Below are 23,977 nucleotides of genomic sequence, written 5' to 3'. Positions count from 1 at the left end.
TCGCGCACCAGGTTGGTCATCGGCACTTCGGCGGTCGGGATAAGCCAAAGGGAACGAGCATACTCCCCGTAGCTGTATGCCTTGTTTACCCATTCTCGCTGCCTGGAGAGCGCCTCTCTTGCGATCGCCGATGCGGAAGGATTCCTCTTGCGAAATTCTTCGATCTGTTGGTCGCGCTGATCTTCGTATGCTGACCAGAACTTGTCCTGATCTAACAAGGTCGTTGCGAGAAATTGATCCTCTGAAAACTTCGGAAGTTGAGCCGTCCCAAACATAGCTTCTGGGCGCACCAGCACCGGCGGATTGATTTCCTCGTAGCCGTGCTCCTGTGTGTGCAAGTCGAGCATGAACTGCATGAGCGCGCGTTCGAGCCGCGCCAGCGCGCCCCTGAGCACGACGAAGCGCGCGCCCGACAGCTTCGCCGCGGCGTCGAAATCCATCAGCCCGAGCGCCTCGCCGATCTCGAAATGCTCCTTCGGCTTGAAGCTGTTGGGGAACTGCGGCGGCGCGCCGTGGCGGCGCACTTCGACGTTGTCGTTTTCGTCCTTGCCGTCGGGAACGTCGGCGAGCGGCAGGTTGGGAATGGCGGCGAGCTCGGCGTCGAGCGCCGCGCCCGCCTCGCGCTCCTTCGCTTCGAGCTCCGGCATGGTCGCCTTGAGAGCGGCGACTTCGGTCTTCAACGCCTCGGCGGCGGCGGCGTCCTTGCGCGCCATCGCCGCGCCGATCTCCTTCGATGCGGCGTTGCGCCGCTCCTGCGCCTTCTGCAGTTCGAGGATCGCGGCGCGGCGGCTTTCATCGAGCGCAATCAGCGAATCGGCGCGAGGATCAAGCCAGCGGCGCGCCAGTCCCTCGTCAAACGCCTGAGGATTTTCACGGATCGCTTTGATGTCGTGCATGATTTCACCCGGCCGGCCGCAACCAGCGCCTCAGCAACCGATCGCCGAAGACGTTGACGCCGAGGCCAGCCATTACCAGAACGGCGCCCCAAAGCTCAAACGCGTCCAACGGCTCGCCAAACACGACCCCGCCGGCGATCATGCCGACGATCGGAACCAGCAGCGCAAACGGCGCCACCGCCGCGGCCGGGTGGCGTGCGAGCAGCCGCGACCACAGGCCAAAGCCGAACGTCGTTCCGGCGTAGGAGAGGACGAGCACCGAGAGGACGAGGCGCAGGCTCGGATGGGCGAGCGGCGCGAGCGCCGCCGGCCCGTCGAGCCACAGCGCGGCGAGGAACAGCGGCGCCGGCGCGGCGAGGCTCGACCAAGCGACGAAGGCGAGCATGTCGATGCGGCCGGCGATCTTGGCGACGACGTTGCCCGCCCCCCAGAACGCCGCCGCAGCGACGACCAGCAGCAGCGGCCCGAGGCTTGCCCCGCCAAGCCGCTGCGAACCGATCAGCGCGATGCCGGCGAAAGCGATCGCCGCGCCGAGCCCCTGCGCCCGCCGCGGGCTTTCCCGCAGCAGCGCCCAGGCGAACAGAATGGTGAAGAACGCCTGCAACTGGATGACCAGCGAGGCGAGGCCGATCGGAAAGCCCTGGCGCACGGCGATGAACAGCAGGCCGAATTGGCCGACGCCGATGAACAGGCCGTAGAGGACGACCAGCGCCGGCGAAGTCTTCGGCGGGCGGACGAACAGGACCAGCGGCAGCGCAGCGAACAGGAAGCGCAGCGCCGACAGCGTCAGCGGCGTCGTTTCGGCGACGCCGATCTTGATGGCGATGAAGGTCAGGCCCCAGACGACCGCGACGGCGGTCGCGGTCAGCACGTCGCGCGGCGGCATCGGCGGCGCGGCTCAGGTCTTGTTGGCTTGTTCGGCGGCCTTCTCGGCGGCCTTGCGGCGTTTCTCGACGAACCTCACCGCAATCACCGAGCCCTCGTAGAGCAGCAGCATCGGCAGAACGAGCGAGGTCATGCTGAGCAGGTCCGGCGGGGTGAGGATCGCCGCGATTCCGGTCACCGCGACGATCGCATAGCGGCGCATCGACGAAAGATACTGCGCGCTGACGATGCCGGCCTGCCCGAGCAGCGTCAGCACCACCGGAAGCTGGAACGCCGCGCCGAAGGCGAAGATGAGCGTCATGATCAGCGACAAATATTCGCTGACCTTGGGCAGCAGCTCGATCGTCGCCTCGCCCGGCTCGTTGACCTGCTGCAGCGACACCGAGAAGCGGATCAGCAGCGGCATGACGACGAAATAGACGAGCAGCGCCCCGAGGGCGAAGAAGATCGGCGTCGCGATCAGATAGGGAAGGAACGCCTGCCGCTCCTTCTTGTAGAGGCCGGGGGCGACGAACTTGTAGATCTGCACGGCGATGATCGGGAAGGCGATGACGCCGGCGCCGAACATCGACAGGCGGATGTTGGTGTAGAACTGCTCGAGGAAATGGGTGGCGATCAGCGTCGCCTTCTCCGCGCCGACGACCCGCACATAGGGCTCGGTCAGCACGTTGTAGATCGTGCGCGAGAAATAGAAGCAGACCAGGAACGCCGCCATGAAGGCGTAGATCGCCCGGACCAGCCGCATGCGCAGCTCGATCAGGTGATCCATCAGCGGCGCCCTGGTGGCGTCGATGTCTTCTGCGGTCATTCGGCGGCGTCCCGCGGCGGCGCGGCGGCTTCCGGCTCGGCGGCCGGCGGCGGCGCGACGAGCGCAACGGCTTCAGCAGCGGGCGCGGGCGCCTCGGGCGTCGGCCCGGTCAGCGAGATTTCCGATTGGCCGACGTCCTTCGGCGCTTCGATCGCATGCGATTGCTCCGAGTGAATCGCCATCGCCGGGTCGAACGAAGAGTCGATCTTGGCCGACTGCTCGATCGTGTTGAGCTCCTTCTGCACGTTGGCGAAGTCGCTCTTCACGCTTTCGAGCTCTTTCTTGACGCTGTCGAGGTCGGCCTCACGCATCGCGTCCATGAACTGGCCCTGGAAGTCGGCCGCCATGCGCCGCATCCGGCCGAGCGCCTGACCAACCACGCGCATGACGCGCGGCAAATCCTTGGGCGGGATCACCGCCAGCGCGACGATGCCGAAAATCAGAAGCTTGCCGAAGTCGAAATCGAACATGCAGCGGTCTCGGGACGGCGGGCGCCCGGCCTTGGCGCCCTGCGGCGGCGCGCCGGGCCGGAAGCGTCAGCCGACCTTGTCCGTCTCTTTGGCGTCGACCGGGGCGCCGGCGCGGTTCTCCAGGCGCGGCGCCGGGGCCGCAGGCTTGGCCGCGTCATCGTCCTCGGCCATGCCTTTCTTGAACGATTTGATGCCCTTGGCGACGTCGCCCATGATGTCGGAGATCTTGCCTTTGCCGCCGAAGAGCAGCAGCGCGACCGCCGCGAACAGCATCCAGTGCCAAATGCTCAAGCCACCCATGGCGTTTTCCCACATGAACAGGCCGTGCGCCCGCTCAGGCGGGCGACGGCTTCAGATCGTGCCCGGAACGTAAGCGCGCCGGAGGGCAAAGACAAGCGCGCCGCGGCCGGAAATCCGCCCGTCCCGCGTCGGCTTAGGCTCAGTCGACGTTGACCCGTCGGCCGCGATTCCACAGCAACAGCGGCGCGCCGGAAAGCAGGCTCTCCAGATCGCCGAGGCTCTGCCACATGCCGTTCACTGAGACCCGCGGCAGCGCCCAGAGATGCGCCGCATGCGCGGCGTAGAGCATGCCCGGCCGGGTCGTCACCGCGCAGGCGAAGCCCGCCTCGCGCGCCAGCGCGAATTCGCGCCGGCCGGCGCTGGTCGGGTCGCCGACCGGATAGGCGAAGGCCTCGACGGCGCGGCCGAAGCGCCGCTCCAACGCCGCCTTCGAACCCGCCATCTCGGCCAGCGCCTCCGCCTTCGGTCCTTTGGCCAGCATGCGGTGCGCGCGCGAATGCGCGCCGGCGGCGACGAGTGGGCGCTCGACGAAGGCGGCGGCCTCGTCCCAGTCCATGAACAGCTCGGCGGCGATTTCGGCGCTGGAGACGCCGGCGGCGCGCGCCAACTCGCCCGTCGCGGCGAGCAGCTCCTCTTCCGGCCGCGCGCGCAAAGCCCAATAGATGCGCTCGAAGGCGGCGGTCTTTTCGGCCGGCGTGCGCGCTTCGACCGCGACGGCGCGCCCGTCGATCGCCACCGTCGCGACGTCGAGCCGGCGCAACGCCTCTTCGAGTTCGAGCCACCACAGCCGCGCGCTGCGATCGAGAAAGCCGGTGGCGAAGAACACCGTCGCCGGAGCGGCGTGTTTTTCGAGGATCGGCAGCGCGAAGTCGCGCGTGTCGCGATAGCCGTCGTCGAAGGTCACCGCCGCGAAGCGCGGCCCGCCGTCGACGAGCCGTCGCCGCGCCTCGGCGAGCGAGACGAAGTCGAAGCCGAGACGGCGGACGAGCGCCAAAGCGGCGTCGAAGAAGTCGGGTTCGACTTCGAGCAGCCGGTTGGGCGCGTAGCCTGGCGTCGGCGGCGCGAACGGACGAACGCGATGAAACGTCAGGATGACGCCGCGGCCGCGCGTCAGCGGCGCGACGGCGCGGTGCAGCCCGCTGACGCGAAAGGCGGCGAAGCCCGCCTCGATGAGCCTGTGCTTGAGCGCCATGGGCGCGGCTGGTCCCGAAATTGTCGCCTTCCGCCTTGCCTAGCCGAAGGACCTTGCTGCGCGCTTACCGGCATGGGGATCGGCATAAACTAAGCATTGACCGCCACCCGCTAGACTGCCGCGTCGCCTCGTCAGGACCCTCAATGCCGCTCGCCAGCGCCGCCGCCCGTTCCCCTTCGCCTCGCCGCGCCCCACACGGCGCCGACCTCCGTCCGACGCCCCCGTTCGCGCGGGTCGAGATTTGCCAAGCGCTCGAAGACGCGCGCCTGCCGTGGACGACGCTCGCGCACGAGACTTCGGCGAGCCCCTATCAAAGCTTCGCCTTCGCCCGCATCTGGTTTGCGACCATCGGCGCGGCGCGGCGCGCGACCCCGCTGATCGTCGTGGCGCGCGACGAATCCGGCCGGCCGGTCGCGCTGCTGCCGTTGGCGCGGACCGCGCGCGGGCCGCTGCGTCTCGCCGTCTTCCTCGGCGGCAAGGACTCGAACTTCAACCTCGGCCTGTTCCGCACGCCCTCCGCTTGGTCGCCGGCCGACCTCGCCCGGCTCTTCGCCGAGGCGGGCGCGCGGGCAAATCCGCGCGTCGACGCCTTCCTGCTCATGAATCAGCCGCTGCGCTGGCGCGCAACCGCCAACCCGCTCGCCGGCGACAAACCCCAGCCGAGCCCCAGCTTCGCCTACGCGAGCGCCCTGCCCGGCGACTTTTCCGTCTGGCTCGACGCGCGCGCCTCGAAAGAGGCGAAAAAGAAGATGCGCAAAAAGCGGTCGCGGCTCGAAGCGACGGCGCCGCTCGTCCACAGCCGCGCCGCCGGAGCGCAAGAGATCGACCGCGCGCTCGCCGCCTTTCATGCCGAGCGGCGCGCGCGCACCGAGGCGCTCGGCGCGCCCGATCCCTATTCTTCAGCCGCCGCGCAAGAATTCCTCGCCCGGCTCGCGCGCGACGGCGCGCTCGAGCTGCATGTCTTGGCTCACGGCGAACGGGTCATCGCCGTGTTCGGAGCGTTGCCTGGCGCCGAGCGCCTGAGCGGCCTGTTCATCGGCCACGACGGCGACCCCGAGATCGCGCGCAGCAGCCCGGGCGAGATCATGGTGCATGCGGTCGTCGCCGATGCGATCGCGCGCGGCTTCGCCGAATTCGATCTCGGCGTCGGCGAGGCGCGCTACAAGGACGAAGCGTGCGAAATCGTCGAGCCGCTGTTCGACTCCGCCTTCGCGGTCACGTTGAAAGGCCGGCTCGCCGCCTGGGTCTTCCTCGCCGCGCGGCGCGCCAAACGCTCGATCAAGCGCTCGCCGCGCTTGAAGGCTGTGCAGGCGCGGCTGCGCCGCCTCGGCGGGCGTTCCGGCGCGTAAACGCTCAGGCGACGCGTTCCGCCGCCGCCGCTTCGCCGCTCGTCAGGCCGACGACGACGATCTCATCCTCTGCGACCGCCGCGCGCGCCGCGGCGAGCGCCGCCCCGAGCCGCTCCGGCGCCGTGGCGATCGCCAGAACGGCGACGCCGTCGCGGGCGGTGAGCGCCGGCGGCGAGCGCCAGTCGTAGGCGTGCATGACCAGGAAGTCGTAACTCGCCGCCAGCGCCGCCAGCGCTGCTCCGAGCGACTCGAGGGAAGCCGCGCCGGCGCCGGCGGGAATGAGGTCGAGGTCGGAGATCCGATCGCGATGCAGCGCCTCGGCGAAGCTTGCGCGTCCGTCCAGCAACTCGGCGAGACCGACAGCCCCGTCTTCCTCCTCGAGGTCGACCCCGGCTTCGTCCGACTGCGGAAAATCCCCGAGATCGATCAACGCTGTGCGGCCATGCTTGGCGAGCCGACGTCCGAGCGCCAGCGCCAATCCCGCGGCGCGTCCGCTGTCTTCGCCAGCGATCAGGGCCGTCAGCGCGCCGCCCTCCCTGAGCGCGATTTCGGCCAGGCGATCGGCGAGCGCGGCGACCGAGAGCACGCCGCCGTCTTCGTCGCGCGGACGCGCAGGCGGCGGCGCGGGCGGCTCGGCGAGCGCAGCGATTGCGGCAGGGTCAGGCGGCGGATCGACCGGCGGCGTGGGCTCATCGGTCACGGCGGAGGAGACCGGCTCGGCAGGCTCGACGGGTTCGGGCGCTTGCTCCTCGCCGCGTTCTCGCGGCAGCGCCGCCATCACCGCCGCGTCGGTCAGCAGAACATGGGCGACGACGGCCCCGAGCGAGACGAAGAATCCCGCCAGGGTTCCGAGCAGGACGGTGGGGACTTTCTTGGGGAAGGTCGGCGCGCGCGGGTCGCTCGCGCTGGCGATGATGCGCGCGTCGGCGGGCGCGGCGTTTTCGGCCTCGCGCGCGACCGCTTCGCGGTACTTCTGCAGATAGGACTCGAGCTGGTCGCCCGTTGTCTTGGCGTCGAGCTGCAGCGCCCGCAGTTGAACGTCGTCGGCGTTGCCGCTGGCGACCGTCTTCGACTGCCTGGCGAGCGAGGCGCTGAGGCTGTCGACGTCGGCGGCGGCGAGTTTGGCGTCGCTCTCCAGCGCCGCCACTGTCTTGTCGGCCTCGATCCGGATTTCGGCCTCGAGCCCGGCGAGTTCGCCGTTGAGCTCCTTCATCCGCGGATGCTCGGGCAGCAGCGTGCGCGATTCCTGCGCGATCTGCGCCTTCAGCGCAACGCGCTGTTCGACGTAGCGGCGCAGGGAATCGTCCCGCGTCACCTGCGGGATCTCGTCGAGCCGGCCGTCGTGCAGCATCGTGCGCAGCGATTGCGCCTTGGCGGCGGCGCTCGCCTGATTGGAGCGGGCGGTCGCGAGCTGGGTCGTCATGTCGGCAAGCTGTTGGCTCGGAACCGTCATGCCGTTGGCGCCGGCGAGCAGGCCGGAACTGGCGCGAAACGCCTCGACCTTGCTGTCGGCCTCGGCGACTTTGCCGCGCAGCTCGTCGATCTTGACCGACAGCCAGGCGCTCGCCGCCTTCGCTTCGTCGCGCTTGGCCTGTTCCTGCGCGTCGAGATAGAGTTCGGCGACCGTATTGGCGCCGCGCGCCGCGAGCGCCGGATCGCTGCTTGAGAACTCGATCTGCAGCACCCGCGACTTGGCGACCGGAAAGACCGTGAGCCGCGACAGGAATGCGTCGACCAGTCGGTCTTCCGGCTTGCCGGCGCGGCCGCCGGTCAGCAGCGACCAGACGATCGCCGCCGGATTGGTCGGCTCGGGCGGATTGAACTCGACCCGCTGCGCAAGTTGCAGCCGATCGATCGCCTTGCGCGCGAGCTCGGTCGTCGCCACGGTCTCGGCCTGGCTTTGCACCCCCTCAGGATCGAGATCGGCGCTCGGCTCCGTTCCGACCGCCTTGTCGGGCCGGGTGAAGTAGCTCTCCTGGTTCTCGAGCAGGACTTTGGCGACGCCGGTGTAGCGCGGGCTGATCGTCGTCACCGCGACGAGCGCGGCCGCGGCGCAGGCGAGAGTCGGAAAGACGATCCAGCGCCGGCGACGCCATAACAGGCCGCCGAGCCGACTCAGATCGACGGCTTCGCCGCGGGACGTCTCGGCGCCGCCTTCGTCGACCCAACCCTTCATCCGCCGCTCCAAATCGCCGACGCCGCAAACGCTCGACTTCTTATCGGGGATTAAGGTTGCCGGCGGGTTAAGCCGCGGCGCGACGCGCGGCGGCGTTGGCGTTTCGTTAACCATGTCGCGCCTAAACCGTCGGCGAGCAGTTGTGAACGCGCGGACTGGTCATGAATCGAATTTTCGCCGTTGTCCTCGCCGTCGCGCTTGCCGGCCTGGGCGCCTGCTCGACGCCCCGCTACAGCGCCGACCTGCTGCGGACCCCAATCGACGCGCCCTACCAGCTCGCCAGCGGCGATCGTCTTCGCGTCATCGTTTTCGGCCAGGACAATTTATCCAATTCCTTTTCGGTCGACGGCGCCGGCAACGTCGCCATGCCGCTGATTGGCCTCGTTCACGCCCAGGGCCTGACGACTGCGCAGTTCGGCAAGGTGGTCGAGGGCAAGCTGCGCCAGGGCTTCCTGCGCGACCCGAGCGTTTCGGTGGAAGTCGAGGCGTATCGGCCGTTTTTCGTCCTCGGCGAAGTGACCGTCGCCGGCCAATATCCGTTCGTCAACGGCATGACGGCGCAGAACGCGATCGCCGTCGCCGGCGGCTTCACCCCGCGCGGCGCCCAGGACAGCGTCGACCTGACGCGGATGATCGACGGGCGGCCGGTCACCGCCTCCGTGCCGCTGACGTTCGCCGTGCGTCCCGGCGACACTATCCAGGCGCGCGAACGGTTCTTTTAGGAAATCGGGTTACCAAATCGCCATCGTTCCAATGGATTTCAGCGATGGCGCCGTCTGAGCCGCAAGCGTCGAAACTTCGCATCGTTCACGTGTTTCGCGCCCCCCTCGGCGGGTTGTTTCGCCATGTCGTCGATCTCGCCGCCGAACAGAGCGCGCGCGGCCATGACATCGGCATGTTCTTCGATTCGGACGGCCGCTGCCCGCGGGTCGAAGCGGCGCTCGCGCGCGTCCGCGGCGGCTTGACGCTCGGCGTCAAGATGGCGCCGATCCACCGCAATCCCGGCGGCTACGATCTCGTGGCGATGGCGCGCTTCGCCGCGTTCATCCGACGCGCTGCGCCCGACGTCGTCCACGGCCATGGCTCGAAAGGGGGCCTCTACGCCCGCCTCAGCGCGATCACCAATCCGACCGCGGCGCTGCGCGCCTACACGCCGCACGGCGGCAGCTTCAATTATCGACCTGGAACCAAGTTGAACCGCGCCTACATGCTCGCCGAGCGCGCGCTGGCGCCGCTCACCGACGTGTTCCTGTTCGAGAGCGCCTACATCGCCGGCCGATTTGACGCTTTGGTCGGCGCGCGCAACGGCGTCCGCCGCGTCGTCGCCAACGGCATCGGTCCGGCTGATTTCGCGCCGGCGGCGCCCAACGCTGACGCCGCTGACCTGCTCTATGTCGGCGAGTTGCGCGCCGCCAAAGGCATCGACACGCTGCTCGAAGCGATCGCCCGCGTCGGCCGCGCCCGCGGCCTCATCCCGCGCACGGTGCTGGTCGGCTCCGGCCCGGACCAGGCGGCGCTGACCGAACTGGCGCAGCGGCTCGGGATCGGATCGTTCGTCTCCTTCCCCGGCCAGTTGCCGGTGCGCGAAGCGTTCAAGCTCGGCCGGGTGCTGGTCGTTCCCTCGCGGGCTGAATCGATGCCGTATATCGTGCTCGAGGCGGCTGGCGCGCGGGTGCCGATGATCGCCACCAACGTCGGCGGCATCCCTGAAATTTACGGCCCGTATCGCGACTGGCTGGGCCCCCCCAACGATCCTGCGGATCTCCAGGCGCGCATAGAGGCCACGCTCGCCATGGCCGCCGCTGAGCGACAGGCCCAGGCGGCAGACCTCGCCGCCCATGTCGCCGAGCGCTTCTCGATCCAGACGATGGTGAATTCCGTGATGGCGGGCTACGCCGACGCGCTTGCCCTCCGCCGCCGCCCGTTCGGCGGACCGGCGGCGGTCGCCTCGCAAAACTGACCGCCGCTCTCCAAGCGAGACGAGCCCATGGCCGCTTTTTCCGCCCGTCAGCTCCGCCAGGTCGATGCGTCGCCGTCGCCGCAGGCGCCGGAGTCGCCTGACGAAGAGCTCGAGCGGCTGAGAAGGGCCGCCGCCGAACCGGCCGCCCCGGCCGTGTCGCGGGTCGTCATCGCCGGCGTCGTCCGGGCGATCGAGACCGCGCTGATCGTCGTGACCGGCGTCGCGATCTACTTCTTCTACATCGTGCGCAACGTCGGCGCTCAGCCCGGCTATTTCGCCGTGACGATCGGCGTCGCGGCGATGGCGATCGTCGTCTTCCAGTCGCTCCACGTCTACAGCGCGCCCGCGTTTCGCAACCCGTCGCGCGCGCTGTTCCGCATCGCCGGCGGCTGGACCCTGGCGTTTCTGGTCGTCTTCGCCGCGATGTTCTTCCTCAAGCTCGATGGCGCGCTGTCGCGCGTGTGGATGGCGACCTGGTTCCTCGTCGGCTTCGGCGCGCTCGCCGTCGGGCGCGTGATCCTGGCGCAGTTCGTGTCGCTTCTGGTGAGCGCCGGACGGTTGCAGCAACGCGCGGTGATCGTCGGCGGCGGCGCGATCGGCGCCGACCTTCTGCGCGAGCTGGCCAAGAACGACGAAGCCGAAGTGCAGATGCTCGGCGTCTTCGACGACCGCAGCGACGAGCGTTCGCCCGACACGGTCGAGGGCTATCCCAAGCTCGGCAACGTCGACGATCTGGTCGACTTCGCCCGCTCGACCCGGGTCGATCTCGTCATCTTCGCCCTGCCGATCACCGCCGAGCAGCGCATCCTGCAGATGCTGCGCAAGTTGTGGGTGCTGCCGATCGACATTCGTCTCGCCGCCCACGCCAACCGGCTGCGCTTTCGGCCGCGGTCCTATTCATACGTCGGCAAGGTGCCGGTGCTCGATCTGTTCGACAAACCGATCGCCGACTGGGACATCGTCATCAAGCAGACCTTCGACAGGGTCGTCGGCGCGCTCGCGCTCGTCGCCCTGTCGCCGGTCCTGGCGGCGACCGCGCTGGCGATCAAACTCGATTCCCCCGGTCCGGTGTTGTTCAAGCAGAAGCGCTTCGGCTTCAACAACGAGTTGATCGAGATCTACAAGTTCCGCTCGATGCGCGTCGACCAGCTCGACCCGACTGCCGTCAAGCTGGTGACGCGCGACGATCCGCGGGTGACCCGCGTCGGCCGCTTCATCCGCAAGACCTCGATCGACGAACTGCCGCAGCTCATCAACGTCGTCTTCAAGGGCGATCTGTCGCTGGTCGGCCCGCGGCCGCACGCCGTCCACGCCAAGGCGGCCGACCGCCAATACGACGAAGTGGTCGACGGCTATTTCGCCCGCCATCGCGTCAAGCCGGGCATCACCGGCTGGGCGCAGGTCAACGGCTGGCGCGGCGAGACCGACACGCAGGAGAAGATCCAGCAGCGCGTCGAACACGACCTCTACTACATCGAGAACTGGTCGATCCTGCTCGACCTCTACATTCTCGCCATCACGCCGATTTCGCTGCTGAAGAGCGAGAACGCGTACTAGCGCGGCGGCCAGGGGCTATTCAGCCGCCTCGAGCAGACGGTCGTAGAACGCCAGGTGCCTCGCCGCCGCTTCTCGCCAGATGGCGTCGAGCGAGACGCCGACGGCGCAGTCCCGTTGCGGCAGCACGGTCATGACGGCGTCGGCGAAGTCTTGCGGCCCGCCGTCGACGGGGACCAGAGCCGTCGCCGGATTGTCGATCTTTTCCCTGAGCGCGGGAATGAGGTCGAATTCGTCCGGCCGCTCGGGCTCGGTCGTGACAAGCGGGATGGCGAGCTGGCTGACCGCCTGAAAGCTGCTGCGACGCGCGCTGACCCCGTCGGCGTAAGGCATCAGGAAGACGTCCGACGCGCTCAGCGTCGCCAGCAGCTCGCCCTGATCGTCGATCCTGCCGCGGAAGTCGAGCCACTCGGCGACGCCGAGCTCGCGCGCCAACGCGAGGAAAGCGGCGCGATCGTGCGGCTTGTCCCACAGGAAGTCGCCGCATGCCAGCAGCCGCGCCTTGACGCCGCGAGCGCGAAGCGCGGCGACGACGCGCAACAGAAGATCCGGGCGCTTGCTGGCGTAGAGAACGCCGAAGAAGCCGATGACGACGTCCGCCCGCAACGCGCCCTCGCCGCGCGTCCTCGCCTTTTCCGCTGCGACGCGGGCGGCGTCGATCCGGGTCGACATGACGTTTGGCCCGATCGGAATGACCACGGCCGCGTCCTTCTTGGCTCGGGCGACCCAGGGCGTGCTGAGGAAGCCGTCGCGCTGACGAGGCGAGACGAAGACGAATCCGTCCGCGGCGACGAGGTCGGGGATGATCGAGAGATGCCGCAGCCGGTTCAGCGACGCCCACTCGTGCATCGTGACGGCGATGCGCCCCCGGCGCGTCAGCAGGCGCGCCGCCATCAGCGCCGATCCCGGAACGACGCTGTTGCCCCAGCCTTCGATCGGCAGCTCGAAATGGACGACGGCGCCGGCGCGCAGGGCCTTCACGATCGCCGCGACGAACGCGAGCGGCCTGTCCGGTTCGATCGCCTCGATCGCGGCGAAACCCGGTCTTTGCGCCTCGATCGCTTCGTGCAGCCTTCGCGCATAGTCCATGACCGCGCAGGTGACCGGCCTCGCTGAGCCGAAGATGACGACCCTGGGCGACGAAGCGGGCGCAGCGACAGGCGGATCTCGCCTGCCGGTCATGTCGACGTGCATTGCGACAGAACGGGCGAGCATCACGTCGATTCCTTTCTTGCGCCGCAGAGCGCCGCAACTGGCGCGCTCAGGTCGCGGCTCTCAAGCGTTCGCGGTAGCTGCGCAACTTGGCGAACGCCATTTTGCGCAGGCCTGCGACGTCGAAGGCGAGCAGAATGGCGCCGTAGATCGCCCCGCCGACCGCGACCGCGGCCGGCGCGGCGACGACGTGCGACGACAGCGCGTTGAACGGCCGCACGGCGGCGACCATCGCGACGACGGCGGCGATCACGATCGCGAGGTCGCGCAGATTGGGCCGCATCGCCGGACGCCGGAAGGCGACGACGGTCGAAACCACCGCCGCGACGACGAGGCTGAGCGAATAGGCTTGCGCGAGCGATACGACGCTCGCGTTGGCGTCGGTGAAGGCGAGCAGGCAGAGATCGGTCAAGAGCGCGATCACGGCCGCCACCGTCACCGGCCAGGTCCTGCCGGCAAGCTGGAAGACGGGGTTCACGGCGACCACGAGCGCGCCGTAGCAGAGCAGACCCGGCGCCAAGGCCAGCGCGATAGGGCCGAATTCGCCGCGATAGGCGGTCGGCACCACCAGCGCCTCGAAGGTCGGCCCCATGGCGAAATAGCCGGCGACGGCCGGCAGCAGAATCGCCAGCGACAGCACGACGTTCGACGCGATCTGCGCTTCCGCCGCCGCCCGGCCTTCTTGGCGATCCCGTTGCAGCGCGTATTGGAACAGGAGGATTTCGGGCAGCGCGTAGATCGCCTGGAACAGTCTTTGGCTCAGATCGAAGGCGAGCGAGAATTCGCCGGTCTCCGCCGCGCCGAGCCGCTCGAACGCGACCTGGCGATTGATCAGCGAGATCAACGCATAAATGACCATCGAGGCGACGATCGGCTTGGCGTAAACGAGAAACTGGACGATGTCGCGACCGCGCGCGGCGGCGAGCCGAGCGCCGGGCACGCGCAACGCGCCGCCGACCGCGATCGCCGCGGCGAGGTTCGCCATCGTCATCGCCGCGACCGTCGTCGCCGCGTCGCGCCTCGAATAGGCGATCGCCGCCGCGCCGAGAAAGCAGAACGTCTGGCGCAGCGCGAAGATCGTCGCGAAGGCGCGCGGCAGGTTGCGCGCGCGAAACTGCGCCGCGGCGTAGTCGACCCGACTGATCGCGACGGTGAACAGCGGCGTCAGCCAAAGCAGGACCGGCCCAAAGCCGAAATCCAGCCCGCACAGCCAGGCGATCGCGACCGTCGCATAGAGCGCGACGGCGATGGCGAGATAGGCGGCCTCCAGACTTGCCGCGTATCGCACGCGCCGTTCGGCGTCGCCGGCGAACCTGACGGTGGAGATTCTCAGCCAATCGAAGGTGCCGCCGGCGAGCGTCAGCGCGGCGAGAGACACGGTCGCATAGCGGCCGAATTCCGCCGGACCCAGAATCGCGCTGAGCACGATTCCCAGCACGAAATTGCCGGCCGAATTCAGGAGGAAGGCGACCGCGAAAACCATCAAGCTCCAACCCGCGCGCTGGCGACGGTTTTAAGGGCGTTCCCGTTAAGGTCGGCTTTAAGCGCGAACGAAATGAGCGAAAGTGAGAGTTCGTTAACCACGACGTTCGTATTTTGGCGGCGCGCAAGCGCATGTTCGAAGGGGCTGCGAGACGAGCGCCTCGCCGCGAGGCTTGCCCGGATGATGCGAATCGAAACCCTGCGGCGCTCGACGCTGTGGATCTACATGGCGGTCAGCGGCTTCGTCGCGATCGAGCCGTCGCCTTACGAATTCATGTTCCTCGTCTCGCTCATCGCCTTCGGCAAGGGCGGCGTCCGCTTCGACAAAGTGCTCGCGCCGCTGATCTTCTTTCTGCTGGTCTACGACGCGAGCGGCTTGATCTCCCTCGTTCCGTTCGTCGACGAGAAAGAGAGCTTCAATTTCATTTTCATCACGATCTACATGAGTTTGGCGACGATCTTCCTGGCGGCGATCGTCGCTGCGGCGCCTGACGCCCGCATGGAGACGATCCGCAGCGGTTACGTCGCCGCCGGCCTCGTATCCGCCATCCTGGGGATCGTCGGCTATTTCGACATCGCCGGAACCGGCCCCTACTTCACGCTCTACGACAACACCCGCGCGATGGGCTTCTTCAAGGACCCCAACGTGTTCGGGCCGTTTCTGGCGCCGCCGATCGTGTGGCTGTTCCAGGATATGCTGTTGAAACGCAGCAGCCCGTTTTCGGCGACGCCGAAGCTCGTCGTCCTGCTGCTCGGCGTCTTCCTGAGCTTCTCGCGCGGCGCGATCTTCGACTGCCTGCTGTCGATCGCGCTGATGCTCGGGCTGACCTTCTGCGCCGCGGAGACGCCCCGCCTGCGCGCCCGCACAATGATGGTTGCGGCGCTCGGAATCGGCCTGCTGCTGGCGATCGTCGTCGTCGTGCTCGCCGTTCCCTCGGTGCGCGACCTGGCTTTGGAGCGCGCCTCGCTCGAACAGGACTACGACAGCGGCGAACAAGGGCGGTTCGGCAATCAGCTACGCTCGATTCCGATGCTGCTCGAATTGCCGTTCGGATTCGGGCCGCAACGCTTCGCCCACATCTTCCCGCAAGACCCGCACCAGGTCTTCATCAGCGCCTTCGGATCGTTCGGCTGGACCGGCGGCCTTGCCTTCACCGCCTTCTTCGCGGTCACGATGTGGCTCGGATGGACGCTCTGCTTCCGTCGCTCGCCGCGGCAGGCGGAAGTCATTGCGGTCTGGTCGGCGCTGTTCCCGCAATTGCTTCAGGGCTTCCAGATCGACACCAACCATTGGCGGCACATGTTCCTGATGGTCTCGTGCATCTACGGGCTGGCGGCCGCCGAGCGGATCGCGCGCGTTTCGCGCGTCGGCGCATCCCCGGCGACGCCGACGCGGCCGGTCGGCTCGCGTCTCGCCAACGTCTGATCCGCCGCGCTCGAGTCGCGCGATCAGGCCGCGCAGAAGACGATTGCGGCGCCCATCGCAATCGCGGGGCTCACTGCCAGCTCCCGCTCTCGGCGCGCAAACCCGACGCCGGCCTCGTCGAGCCGCTTCGCCGTCGTGTCGAGGTCGGCGACCGCGATGCGCAGCGCCGCCAGGCCCGACCCTGCCGCCGGCGCGCCGTAGAGCGCGGCATAGGTCTCAGGCGTGACGCATTCGACCCGCGTTCCGTCGGCGACGAAGGCGACGCCGCCGGGGATCGTTTGCGCCGGCGCAGCGAGGAAGACGGCGAGGAACCGCCGAGCCAGGTCGGGCTCGTCGCACACCAGCGTCAGCCCGGCGACCCCGAGCGCGCCGTTGGGATGGACCTGGGCGGCGCGGCTCCAGAAGTTCTCGGGAAAATGCTGCTGGCAGACGAAGAAGCCGGTCTCGGGCAGCGCCGGGCTGGCGGCGAAAGCGAGCGAAAACGCGACCTCGACCTCGCGCCCGTCGGGCCGCCGCCCCTTGCGGGCGAAGTCGAAGCGGGCGAAGCCGCCGATCCCCGCCGCCTCGAAGCCGCGCCGGTCGGCCTCCGCATCGGCGGAGCGCATCACGATCATCGCCAGCCCCTCGCGCCGGCCGAGATATCCGGCGAGGAAGCCGGCGAAGGGATAGACCGCTTCGCTCGAATGCGGCGCGGCGAATTCGTCGCCGAGGCCGATCAGTTCGAGGAACGCGCCGTCGAACTGGACGACGTGGTTCTCGGTGCCCCAGGAATGGCGGTTGCGCGCGCCGACCTGGAAGCCGAGGCGGCGGTAAAGCGCCGCTTGCGCGTCCAGGTCGTGGGCGGCGACGACGAGATGGTCGACGGCGCGCGGCATTGACAAGTCCACGATGTGGCGACGGCAGCGACGCGCCGCAAACGATATGATAGCCTTTTGGTCCGTTGATGTCGCGGCGGCGCGCTGCGCGAAGGGAGGCCGAATTCCATGAAAACCTTCGCTTCCCGCGTCACCAGCGCAGCCGAAGGCTTGCCGCGCCGCCGCTTCACCGTCGCCGAGGTCGAGGCGATGGAGGAGGCGGAAATTATTGTCCAGGACGAGCGGCTCGAACTGATCGGAGGCGAACTGGTTCCGATGTCGCCGAAGGGCTACGAGCATGAGGCGATCAAGACCGCACTCCTCGATCGATGGTATCGGTTGCCGCCAAACGATTGCAGTGTCGTCCCGGCGACGACGTTTCGGCTCGGCGAGGACACCTATCTCGAACCAGACGTCGTCATCTATTCTCGCTCGACCGGACTGAAAGGCCTCTCGGGGCCGGGCGTTCCGCTGGTCGTCGAGATCGCCGATTCCTCGTTGCGCTACGATATGGGCCGCAAGGCGGCGCTCTACGCGAGCTTCGGCGTGCGCGAACTCTGGGTGATCGACGCCGTGCGGCTCACCGCGCGCGTCCATCGCGACCCGGCTTCAGACGGATATGAGACCACGGCGGATCTCGCCGCTGAGGAATTGCTGACGCCAAGCTTCGCGCCGCAGGAATTCGCGCTACGCCTCAATGAACTCGACCTCACGTGAAGCGAGGATGCACCGCGCGCTTTCGCGATGTTTGGCTCAAAAGCGCTTCGCCACCCACTCGCCTAACCCCAACCGCACGACGAGTTCGGCAATCTTTTTGCCTGTCCAAATCTGAACCGATTCGCTGATTGGCGGCGCGAGGTCCTCTTGTGGCGAGTGTACCGCGAAAATCATTTTCTGGTAATGGCCGCGCCGTTCATTGAACCGTGCCACGTAGTCATTAAGCACTTTTTGACCCGCGGAGCTCTTGACTTGGACGAACGCAATTTCTCCCGCGGCGGCGTTCTCAACTTCGATGTCGATGCCTTCTGTCACGCCACCCAACTTCGCCAGTCGAGCCCAGCCAGTACGCATCAGGATTAGGTCGACCAGTACCTCAAAGTCCTTGGCGCCCAGGTGCGCGACCAGTTTTGCGACCGCGTCAACGTACGACTGTCGCGCACGATTAGTGGCCGCGACATCGGCATCCGTTTCATTTCGAATGATACGGAGAATTTGTTTCGAGGCCCCTGGCTCACAAACAGTTCCTCTGAACCCCTCCAACATCGCGACATTGCCTGGCAGCTCACTAGTCACTAAGTGCCGCAGGCGTCCAAGCGAGCGATCACTCCACGGCAAAACACAGCTCAGCCAGAAATGGCCGCGCTCCTCGGTCGCGTTTTCGGAATTTATCTCGAGCTGGTCGGAAACGGTGCACCACCACATGCACCCATCCTGGAAGGTGACCCAGACATGCCGACTGGGATGATCGATCAACGTGAGTAAGGCATTTATGTCCCTAGTCGCGCTACCCTTAGTCCCATATCCGAATTGGGGGGACCGGATTAGAGATTCGATGGCGTCCAAATTGGCGGTGCGCAGTAAGTCATCCGGTACATCGTGCCAGCCGGCGTGGATTTGCCCATAGGCTTTCGCGGCTTTCCACCACTTTCCGCTTACGCCATTCTTGACGTAACGAACCGAATCTGGGAGCGCATCAACCATTCGGGGGCCGCGCTCACGCCGGCTGCTTCAGCTTCACCACATTGTGCAGCGTCTGGTCGGCGGATTCGAAGAAGCGTTTGACCCCGCGCGCCGCCTGGCGGATGCGCTGCTCGTTCTCGACCAGCGCCAGGCGCACGTAGTCGTCGCCGTGTTCGCCGAAGCCGATGCCCGGCGAGACGGCGACGTCGGCCTTCTCGATCAGCAGCTTGGAGAACTCGAGACTGCCGAGATGGCGGAACTTCTCCGGCACCGGCGTCCAGGCGAACATCGAGGCGCGCGGCGGCTCGATCGGCCAGCCGGCGGCGGCGAAGCTCTCGACCATCACGTCACGCCGACGCTTGTAGGTCGCGCGCATCTCCCTGATGCAGTCCTCGGGGCCGTTGAGCGCCGCCGCCGCGGCGACCTGGATCGGGGTGAAGGCGCCGTAATCGAGGTAGGACTTGACGCGTCCGAGAGCCGCGATCAGCCGCTCGTTGCCGACCGCAAAGCCCATGCGCCAGCCCGCCATCGAGAAGGTCTTCGACATCGAGGTGAACTCGACCGCGACGTCGAAGGCGCCGGGCGCCTGCAGCACCGACGGCGGCCGATCGTTGTCGTCGAAATAGACCTCGGCGTAGGCGAGATCGGAGAGGATGAAGATCTCGTGCTTCTTGGCGAACAGCACGAGGTCCTTGTAGAAGTCGAGCGAGGCGACCATCGCTGTCGGGTTGGATGGATAGCACACCACCACCGCAATCGGCTTCGGCGTCGAGTGGATCAGCGCCCGCTCGAGCGCGACGAAATATTCCGGCGACGGCTCGGCCGGCACCGAACGGATGACGCCGCCGGCGATCAGGAAGCCGAAGGCGTGGATCGGATAGGACGGGTTCGGCGTCAGCACCACGTCGCCTGGCGCGGTGATCGCCTGCGCCATGTTGGCGAAGCCTTCCTTCGAACCGAGCGTGGCGATGACCTGGGTCTCCGGATCGAGCTTCACGTCAAATCGCCGGGCGTAATAGCCAGCCTGGGCGCGGCGCAGGCCAGGAATGCCCTTGGACGCTGAATAGCGGTCGGTGCGCGGCTTGCCGACGGTCTCAACCAGCTTGTCGACGACGTGCTTGGGCGCGGCGAGGTCGGGGTTGCCCATGCCGAGATCGATGATGTCGGCGCCGGCGGCGCGGGCCTTGGCCTTGAGCTTGTTGACTTGCTCGAAGACGTAAGGCGGCAGGCGCCGCACCCGGTGGAATTCCGACATCGCGCGATCTTTCCTCTATCGGCCAGGCGCCGCTGCGGCGCTGGCGCCGAGACTGTTACCACCGCCGCAAACCGCGCGGCAAACCTAAAGGGGCGGCGCGCCTGCGGCGGCAGCCGGCTTCCGCATCGATTTCGCCTTTTTTTCGGCCGCCGCCGCCGCTGCCGCTTTGGCGGACGGCGGAAAGGTCGCCAGCAGCGCGTCGTGACGCTTGGCGATCGATTCGAGGTCGCCGCCGATCGCCTCGATCTCCTTGGCGCCCTTGGGCTTGCCAGGCGGCTCGTCGGGCGGGGTGAAGACCGGGATCTCCGCCCCCGGTTCGGCCGGGCGCGACTGCCGGACGAAGTCGGGCGGCGGCTCGACGTCGGTGGCGAAGCCGAAGCCCTTGGCGAGCGAATGGAAGGGCGAGGGCGATTCGTCTTGCGGCGGCGTCGGCTCCTGAGCCGGCGCGGCGCAGGCGACAAACGCCGTCGCCGCGACCGCCACGGCCGCAACCCAGCCTCGCCGGCGACTGAAAATCGTCGAGATCGCGCTCAAACCTATCCGATCCGTCTTCCCCCGCGCGCCCCCCGGCGCACGGTTGGGCTCCGCACTAGCGTATGGCCTTCCTTGAAGCTACCCGCATATTATGTCTGAAACGGGATTGCCGGCGCGACCGCGCCGCGAGAGGAGCGCAAAAGGAGACTCTATGCCCAAGAAGCCTCCCGCTCGTTCAGCCAAGACTTCGCGGGCGCGCTCGCCGGCGAAAGCCGCCAACGCGAACGTCGGCCCGGCCGCGCCGGTCAAGCGCGCCGCGCGGCGGCCGACCCCCGAGACTGAGCCGCCGCCTGCCGAGGCGCCGATCGCCGCGCCGGCCCCCGCCGCCGCGGACGCGGCGCCCCTGCCCGACTTCAACCTTCTGTCGCGCAACCTTGCGCAGATGATCGGGGAAGGCGGCAAGCTGCTCGCCGCCTATTTCAGGCCGCTCGAAAACGGCGATTTCGGTCAGCCCGGCGAAGACGTCGCCCGCATGGCGGCGACGCTCGGCCGGATCGCCGAATACTACCTCTCCGACGCCCAGCGGGCGCTCGCCGCCCAGGCCGCGTTGTCGCGCCAGTTTCTCGACTTGTGGGCCTCGACCTTGCGTCGGCTGCAGGGCGAGGCCGCCGCGCCGGTCGCCGCGCCGGACCCCGGCGACAAGCGCTTCGACCATCCCGAATGGCGCGACAACCCCTATTTCGACTTCCTCAAGCAGGCCTATGTGCTGACGACCCGCTGGGCCAAGGATCTCGTCGCGCGCGCCGACGAGCTCGATCCGGAGACGCGCCAAAAGGCGCAGTTCTACCTGCGGCAACTGACAAGCGCGCTGTCGCCGTCGAACTTCGTCCCCACCAACCCCGAGCTGCTGCGCACGACGCTCGCCGAGAGCGGCGAAAATCTGGTGCGCGGCCTGAAAATGATGGCCGAGGACATCGCCGCCGGCCGCGGAAACTTGCGCATCCGCCATGCCGACGCGTCGAAGTTCACGCTCGGCGTCAACCTCGCCGCGACGCCGGGCAAGGTCGTCTATCGCAACGACCTCATGGAACTCATCCAATACGCGCCGACGACCGAGACGGCGTTCAAGCGTCCGCTGCTGATCGTGCCGCCGTGGATCAACAAGTTCTACGTGCTCGACCTCAACCCGGAGAAGTCCTTCATCGCTTGGGCGGTCGCGCAGGGGCTGACGGTGTTCGTCGTCTCGTGGGTCAATCCCGACAAGCGCCACGCCAAGAAGGGCTTCGAGGACTATATGCGCGAAGGCGTGTTCGCGGCGATCGAGGCGATCGAGCAGGCGACCGGCGAACGCGACGTCGCGGCGATCGGCTATTGCGTCGGCGGCACGCTGCTGGCCACCGCCTTGGGCGCGATGGCGGCGACTGGCGACAAACGGATTTCCAGCGCGACGCTGCTGGCGGCGCAGATCGACTTCACCGACGCCGGCGACCTCAAAGTGTTCGTCGACGCCGAACAGCTCAAGGCGATCGAACGCAAGATGGAGAAGAGCGGCGGCTTCCTCGAAGGCGCGCATATGGCCAACGCCTTCAATATGCTGCGGCCCGACGAACTGATCTGGTCCTATTTCGTCAACAACTATCTCAAGGGTAAGGAGCCGATGCCGTTCGACCTGCTGGTCTGGAACGCCGATTCGGCGCGCATGCCCGCCGCCAACCATCATTTCTACCTGCGCCATTGCTACCTGCAGAACGACCTCGCCAAAGGCCGGATGAAGATCGGCGGGCGACGCATCGACCTGTCGAAAGCGACGATCCCGGTCTATGAGCTGGCCGCGCGCGACGACCATATCGCGCCGGCGCGCTCGGTCTTCACCGGCGCCAAGGCGCTCGGCGGTGCGGTGCGATTCGTGCTCTCCGGCTCCGGCCACGTCGCCGGCGTGGTCAACCCGCCGGGCGCGGCGAAATACCAACATTGGATCGGCGGGCCGCCCGAGGGCGACTTTGACGCCTGGGTGGCGGCGGCGCAGGAATATCCCGGTTCGTGGTGGCCCGACTGGATCGCCTGGCTGGCCGAGCAAGCGCCGGCCAAGGTTCCGGCGCGCAAGCCCGGCGGCGGCAAACTCGCCCCGCTCGCCGACGCGCCGGGCGAGTACGTCCGTGTGCGCGTCTAGACGCGGCGGAAATCCCTCGCCAATTCCCGCCGCCGCTCCTATAAGCCCGGCAAACCGGAGCCTGTCCCGCATGGCCAAAGCCGCCCATTCCCCTGCCGCGCCGCGCCTCGAGCTGGCCCATCGGCTGCGCCGCAATCGCAAGGCGGATTGGGTTCGGCGGCTGGTGGCCGAGCATGTCCTGACGACCTCGGACCTGATCTGGCCGCTGTTCCTCATCGACGGGGTCAAGCGGCGCGCGCCGGTCGCCTCGATGCCGGGCGTCGACCGGCTCAGCGTCGACGAGGCGCTGCGCGAAGCCGAGCGCGCGGTCCAGCTCGGCATCCCGGCGATCGCCTTCTTCCCCTACACCGAGGGCAGCCTCAAGGACGAGGAAGGCAGCGAGGCGTTCAACGAGCGCAACCTGGTCTGCCGCGCCTGCCGGGCGGTCAAAAAGGAGTTTCCTGGCCTCGGGCTCGTCACCGACGTCGCGCTCGACCCTTACACCAGCCACGGCCACGACGGACTGATGTCAGGCGAGACGGTGCTCAACGACGAGACGGTGGCGGCGCTGACCCGCCAGGCGCTCAATCAGGCGCGCGCCGGCGCCGACGTCGTCGCCCCGTCGGACATGATGGACGGACGCGTCGGCGCGATCCGCGCCGCGCTCGACGCGGAAGGGTTCATCGACGTCCAGATCATGGCCTATGCGGCCAAGTACGCTTCCGCTTTCTACGGGCCGTTCCGCGACGCCGTCGGCTCGGCGAGCGCGCTGAAAGGCGACAAGCGCACGTATCAGATGGATCCGGCCAATAGCGACGAGGCGTTGCGCGAAGTCGAACTCGACCTCGCCGAGGGCGCCGACATGGTGATGGTCAAGCCCGCCATGCCCTATCTCGACATCGTCCGTCGGGTGAAGGAGACGTTCGGCGCGCCGACCTTCGTCTATCAGGTCAGCGGCGAATACGCGATGATCATGGCGGCGGGTCAGAACGGCTGGATCGAGACCGACCGCGCGATGATGGAGAGCCTCGTCGGCTTCAAGCGCGCCGGCGCCGATGGCGTGCTCACCTATTTTGCGCCGCGCGCCGCACAGGCCTTGCGCAAGATGCGGTAAGCGCCGTCGCCCGACTTCTCCCCGGCGGTCGCGAGAACGCGTGGTCTCGCGGTTCGAAACCCTTGGCTTTGAACGCGGCGAGGACGTTCTTGGCGAACCCGCTTTCGAACGCCGCCGCAGCGCCGTCGCCCAGCAGGGCGCGCCGGCCAAACAATGGGCGACTGGAAGGATCACTTCATTTTAACCCCCTAATCAGCTATTAATGGTTAAGACAGAGAGCTGGCGTCACCTCGCTAACCTGTAACGATGGCTATGGTGGTTATCCCTCAGCCCCTGCCCCCTTCGCGCGCCGGCGCTGTCGCGCTGATCGCCGGCGACCTCGCGCTCAATTTCGCCAACAGCGAATCGGGCCGCGGTTTTCCGACCCATCAGGACCACCTGCAGGCGCCGGCTCACGTCGCCGACTGGCTCGAGCACGCCGGCGCCCTCGACGCGGCGGCGACGACGGAGCTGCGCGCGCGGCTTGCCGCCGACCCCGCGTTCGCCGAGACGCTGCTCACCGAAGCGCGCCGCCTGCGCGAAGACGTTCACGCCGTCGCCGCGGCGATCGCCCATCGCGCCAACCCGCCTCCCGCCGCTCTCGACGACCTCGCCGCGCTGCATGCGCGCTGGCTCGCCGCCGCGAGGCTCGCGCCTGACGGCGCGCGCCACGGCTGGCGCTGGCGCCTCGCCGACGCGCCGCTCGCCGCGGCGCTGGGGCCGGTGGCGCTCGCCGCGGTCGCGCTGGTCGCCGAGCGCGAT

The 23,977-nt window shown here is 67.9% G+C and carries 21 protein-coding genes and 1 pseudogene; 9 read left to right on the top strand and 13 right to left on the bottom strand.

Annotation, left to right across the window (positions count from 1 at the left end; translation table 11 throughout):
- The 6 genes and pseudogenes from ABSF49_RS08615 to ABSF49_RS08590 all read right to left on the bottom strand — a co-directional run.
- Positions 1-896, bottom strand: a pseudogene (locus ABSF49_RS08615) (serine--tRNA ligase); the annotation flags it as partial.
- Between the two features lie 4 nt (positions 897-900).
- Complete coding sequence (locus ABSF49_RS08610; protein WP_424112234.1) at positions 901-1,782, bottom strand: EamA family transporter; 882 nt, start codon at positions 1,780-1,782, stop codon at positions 901-903.
- A 12-nt stretch (positions 1,783-1,794) separates the two neighbouring features.
- Entirely contained in the window at positions 1,795-2,589 is a 795-nt protein-coding gene (tatC, locus tag ABSF49_RS08605; RefSeq protein WP_424112233.1) for a twin-arginine translocase subunit TatC, read from the bottom strand.
- Positions 2,586-3,059, bottom strand: coding sequence for a Sec-independent protein translocase subunit TatA/TatB (locus tag ABSF49_RS08600; RefSeq protein WP_424112232.1), 474 nt, complete (start codon positions 3,057-3,059; stop codon positions 2,586-2,588). Before ABSF49_RS08600 ends, tatC begins: the two co-directional genes overlap by 4 nt.
- Before the next feature lie 66 nt (positions 3,060-3,125).
- Complete coding sequence (locus tag ABSF49_RS08595) at positions 3,126-3,359, bottom strand: twin-arginine translocase TatA/TatE family subunit (RefSeq protein ID WP_424112231.1); 234 nt, start codon at positions 3,357-3,359, stop codon at positions 3,126-3,128.
- 139 nt (positions 3,360-3,498) lie between these two features.
- The gene (locus tag ABSF49_RS08590; protein ID WP_424112230.1) at positions 3,499-4,551 is read right to left on the bottom strand and encodes a polysaccharide deacetylase family protein; all 1,053 of its coding nucleotides are present in this window, start codon (positions 4,549-4,551) and stop codon (positions 3,499-3,501) included.
- A gap of 143 nt (positions 4,552-4,694) precedes the next feature.
- On the opposite strand from ABSF49_RS08590, the gene ABSF49_RS08585 reads away from it, so the two are divergent.
- Entirely contained in the window at positions 4,695-5,900 is a 1,206-nt protein-coding gene (locus tag ABSF49_RS08585) for a GNAT family N-acetyltransferase (RefSeq protein WP_424112229.1), read from the top strand.
- Positions 5,901-5,904: 4 nt separating this feature from the next.
- On the opposite strand, the gene ABSF49_RS08580 is transcribed toward ABSF49_RS08585, so the two are convergent.
- Positions 5,905-8,076, bottom strand: a complete 2,172-nt coding sequence (locus ABSF49_RS08580) for a GumC family protein (protein ID WP_424112228.1) — start codon at positions 8,074-8,076, stop codon at positions 5,905-5,907.
- A gap of 161 nt (positions 8,077-8,237) precedes the next feature.
- Here ABSF49_RS08580 and ABSF49_RS08575 point away from each other — a divergent pair, with 161 nt between their 5' ends.
- The 3 genes from ABSF49_RS08575 to ABSF49_RS08565 are packed head-to-tail and all read left to right on the top strand — an operon-like array spanning position 8,238 to position 11,593.
- Positions 8,238-8,798: a polysaccharide biosynthesis/export family protein gene (locus ABSF49_RS08575; RefSeq protein WP_424112227.1), complete on the top strand. Its 561-nt coding sequence runs from the start codon at positions 8,238-8,240 to the stop codon at positions 8,796-8,798.
- Positions 8,799-8,842: 44 nt separating this feature from the next.
- Positions 8,843-10,036: a glycosyltransferase family 4 protein gene (locus tag ABSF49_RS08570; RefSeq protein ID WP_424112226.1), complete on the top strand. Its 1,194-nt coding sequence runs from the start codon at positions 8,843-8,845 to the stop codon at positions 10,034-10,036.
- A gap of 27 nt (positions 10,037-10,063) precedes the next feature.
- Positions 10,064-11,593, top strand: coding sequence for an undecaprenyl-phosphate glucose phosphotransferase (locus ABSF49_RS08565; protein ID WP_424112225.1), 1,530 nt, complete (start codon positions 10,064-10,066; stop codon positions 11,591-11,593).
- A gap of 15 nt (positions 11,594-11,608) precedes the next feature.
- Here ABSF49_RS08565 and ABSF49_RS08560 read toward each other — a convergent pair whose 3' ends face one another.
- Both ABSF49_RS08560 and ABSF49_RS08555 read right to left on the bottom strand, forming a co-directional pair.
- Positions 11,609-12,805 carry a glycosyltransferase gene (locus ABSF49_RS08560; RefSeq protein WP_424112224.1) on the bottom strand — a complete coding sequence of 399 codons (1,197 nt, stop codon included), beginning with the start codon at positions 12,803-12,805 and terminating at the stop codon, positions 11,609-11,611.
- Between the two features lie 46 nt (positions 12,806-12,851).
- Positions 12,852-14,285 carry a lipopolysaccharide biosynthesis protein gene (locus tag ABSF49_RS08555; RefSeq protein WP_424112223.1) on the bottom strand — a complete coding sequence of 478 codons (1,434 nt, stop codon included), beginning with the start codon at positions 14,283-14,285 and terminating at the stop codon, positions 12,852-12,854.
- A gap of 180 nt (positions 14,286-14,465) precedes the next feature.
- Here ABSF49_RS08555 and ABSF49_RS08550 point away from each other — a divergent pair, with 180 nt between their 5' ends.
- Positions 14,466-15,710 carry an O-antigen ligase family protein gene (locus ABSF49_RS08550; RefSeq protein WP_424112222.1) on the top strand — a complete coding sequence of 415 codons (1,245 nt, stop codon included), beginning with the start codon at positions 14,466-14,468 and terminating at the stop codon, positions 15,708-15,710.
- A gap of 23 nt (positions 15,711-15,733) precedes the next feature.
- On the opposite strand, the gene ABSF49_RS08545 is transcribed toward ABSF49_RS08550, so the two are convergent.
- Positions 15,734-16,585 carry a VOC family protein gene (locus ABSF49_RS08545; protein ID WP_424112221.1) on the bottom strand — a complete coding sequence of 284 codons (852 nt, stop codon included), beginning with the start codon at positions 16,583-16,585 and terminating at the stop codon, positions 15,734-15,736.
- Between the two features lie 108 nt (positions 16,586-16,693).
- Between ABSF49_RS08545 and ABSF49_RS08540 the strand changes: the two genes are divergently transcribed.
- Positions 16,694-17,281 (top strand): Uma2 family endonuclease, encoded by a 588-nt coding sequence (locus tag ABSF49_RS08540; RefSeq protein ID WP_424112220.1) that lies wholly within the window; start codon positions 16,694-16,696, stop codon positions 17,279-17,281.
- A 36-nt stretch (positions 17,282-17,317) separates the two neighbouring features.
- Here the strand turns inward: ABSF49_RS08540 and ABSF49_RS08535 are convergent, their stop codons facing one another.
- From ABSF49_RS08535 to ABSF49_RS08525, 3 genes are all read right to left on the bottom strand, one after another.
- The gene (locus tag ABSF49_RS08535) at positions 17,318-17,986 is read right to left on the bottom strand and encodes a restriction endonuclease (protein ID WP_424112219.1); all 669 of its coding nucleotides are present in this window, start codon (positions 17,984-17,986) and stop codon (positions 17,318-17,320) included.
- Positions 17,987-18,278: 292 nt separating this feature from the next.
- Complete coding sequence (locus tag ABSF49_RS08530) at positions 18,279-19,499, bottom strand: LL-diaminopimelate aminotransferase (protein ID WP_424112218.1); 1,221 nt, start codon at positions 19,497-19,499, stop codon at positions 18,279-18,281.
- Positions 19,500-19,583: 84 nt separating this feature from the next.
- Positions 19,584-20,033 (bottom strand): hypothetical protein, encoded by a 450-nt coding sequence (locus ABSF49_RS08525; RefSeq protein ID WP_424112217.1) that lies wholly within the window; start codon positions 20,031-20,033, stop codon positions 19,584-19,586.
- A gap of 151 nt (positions 20,034-20,184) precedes the next feature.
- On the opposite strand from ABSF49_RS08525, the gene ABSF49_RS08520 reads away from it, so the two are divergent.
- From ABSF49_RS08520 to ABSF49_RS08510, 3 genes are all read left to right on the top strand, one after another.
- On the top strand, positions 20,185-22,143 hold the full coding sequence (locus ABSF49_RS08520) for a PHA/PHB synthase family protein (protein WP_424112216.1): 1,959 nt from the start codon (positions 20,185-20,187) through the stop codon (positions 22,141-22,143).
- 70 nt (positions 22,144-22,213) lie between these two features.
- Positions 22,214-23,236, top strand: a complete 1,023-nt coding sequence (gene hemB / locus ABSF49_RS08515; RefSeq protein WP_424112215.1) for a porphobilinogen synthase — start codon at positions 22,214-22,216, stop codon at positions 23,234-23,236.
- Positions 23,237-23,488: 252 nt separating this feature from the next.
- Positions 23,489-23,977 (top strand): ABATE domain-containing protein (locus tag ABSF49_RS08510; protein ID WP_424112214.1); only part of this gene is annotated, 489 nt, incomplete at its 3' end.

Origin of the sequence: Roseiarcus sp. (assembly GCF_049514155.1) — a bacterium.
GTDB lineage: Bacteria > Pseudomonadota > Alphaproteobacteria > Rhizobiales > Beijerinckiaceae > Roseiarcus.
Note: the sequence above shows the minus strand (reverse complement) of the source record. Positions and strands in the feature narration are given on the sequence as shown.

Excerpts from the sequence above, each read along its gene's own strand:
- ABSF49_RS08550 (WP_424112222.1), top strand. The coding sequence starts at position 14,466 with ATGATGCGAATCGAAACCCTGCGGCGCTCGACGCTGTGGATCTACATG.
- ABSF49_RS08585 (WP_424112229.1), top strand. The coding sequence starts at position 4,695 with ATGCCGCTCGCCAGCGCCGCCGCCCGTTCCCCTTCGCCTCGCCGCGCC.
- ABSF49_RS08555 (WP_424112223.1), bottom strand. The coding sequence starts at position 14,285 with ATGGTTTTCGCGGTCGCCTTCCTCCTGAATTCGGCCGGCAATTTCGTG.
- ABSF49_RS08590 (WP_424112230.1), bottom strand. The coding sequence starts at position 4,551 with ATGGCGCTCAAGCACAGGCTCATCGAGGCGGGCTTCGCCGCCTTTCGC.
- ABSF49_RS08565 (WP_424112225.1), top strand. The coding sequence starts at position 10,064 with ATGGCCGCTTTTTCCGCCCGTCAGCTCCGCCAGGTCGATGCGTCGCCG.
- ABSF49_RS08540 (WP_424112220.1), top strand. The coding sequence starts at position 16,694 with ATGAAAACCTTCGCTTCCCGCGTCACCAGCGCAGCCGAAGGCTTGCCG.
- ABSF49_RS08575 (WP_424112227.1), top strand. The coding sequence starts at position 8,238 with ATGAATCGAATTTTCGCCGTTGTCCTCGCCGTCGCGCTTGCCGGCCTG.
- ABSF49_RS08580 (WP_424112228.1), bottom strand. The coding sequence starts at position 8,076 with ATGAAGGGTTGGGTCGACGAAGGCGGCGCCGAGACGTCCCGCGGCGAA.
- ABSF49_RS08535 (WP_424112219.1), bottom strand. The coding sequence starts at position 17,986 with ATGTGGTGGTGCACCGTTTCCGACCAGCTCGAGATAAATTCCGAAAAC.
- ABSF49_RS08570 (WP_424112226.1), top strand. The coding sequence starts at position 8,843 with ATGGCGCCGTCTGAGCCGCAAGCGTCGAAACTTCGCATCGTTCACGTG.
- ABSF49_RS08520 (WP_424112216.1), top strand. The coding sequence starts at position 20,185 with ATGCCCAAGAAGCCTCCCGCTCGTTCAGCCAAGACTTCGCGGGCGCGC.
- ABSF49_RS08545 (WP_424112221.1), bottom strand. The coding sequence starts at position 16,585 with ATGCCGCGCGCCGTCGACCATCTCGTCGTCGCCGCCCACGACCTGGAC.
- ABSF49_RS08600 (WP_424112232.1), bottom strand. The coding sequence starts at position 3,059 with ATGTTCGATTTCGACTTCGGCAAGCTTCTGATTTTCGGCATCGTCGCG.
- tatC (WP_424112233.1), bottom strand. The coding sequence starts at position 2,589 with ATGACCGCAGAAGACATCGACGCCACCAGGGCGCCGCTGATGGATCAC.
- hemB (WP_424112215.1), top strand. The coding sequence starts at position 22,214 with ATGGCCAAAGCCGCCCATTCCCCTGCCGCGCCGCGCCTCGAGCTGGCC.
- ABSF49_RS08610 (WP_424112234.1), bottom strand. The coding sequence starts at position 1,782 with ATGCCGCCGCGCGACGTGCTGACCGCGACCGCCGTCGCGGTCGTCTGG.
- ABSF49_RS08595 (WP_424112231.1), bottom strand. The coding sequence starts at position 3,359 with ATGGGTGGCTTGAGCATTTGGCACTGGATGCTGTTCGCGGCGGTCGCG.
- ABSF49_RS08530 (WP_424112218.1), bottom strand. The coding sequence starts at position 19,499 with ATGTCGGAATTCCACCGGGTGCGGCGCCTGCCGCCTTACGTCTTCGAG.
- ABSF49_RS08560 (WP_424112224.1), bottom strand. The coding sequence starts at position 12,805 with ATGCTCGCCCGTTCTGTCGCAATGCACGTCGACATGACCGGCAGGCGA.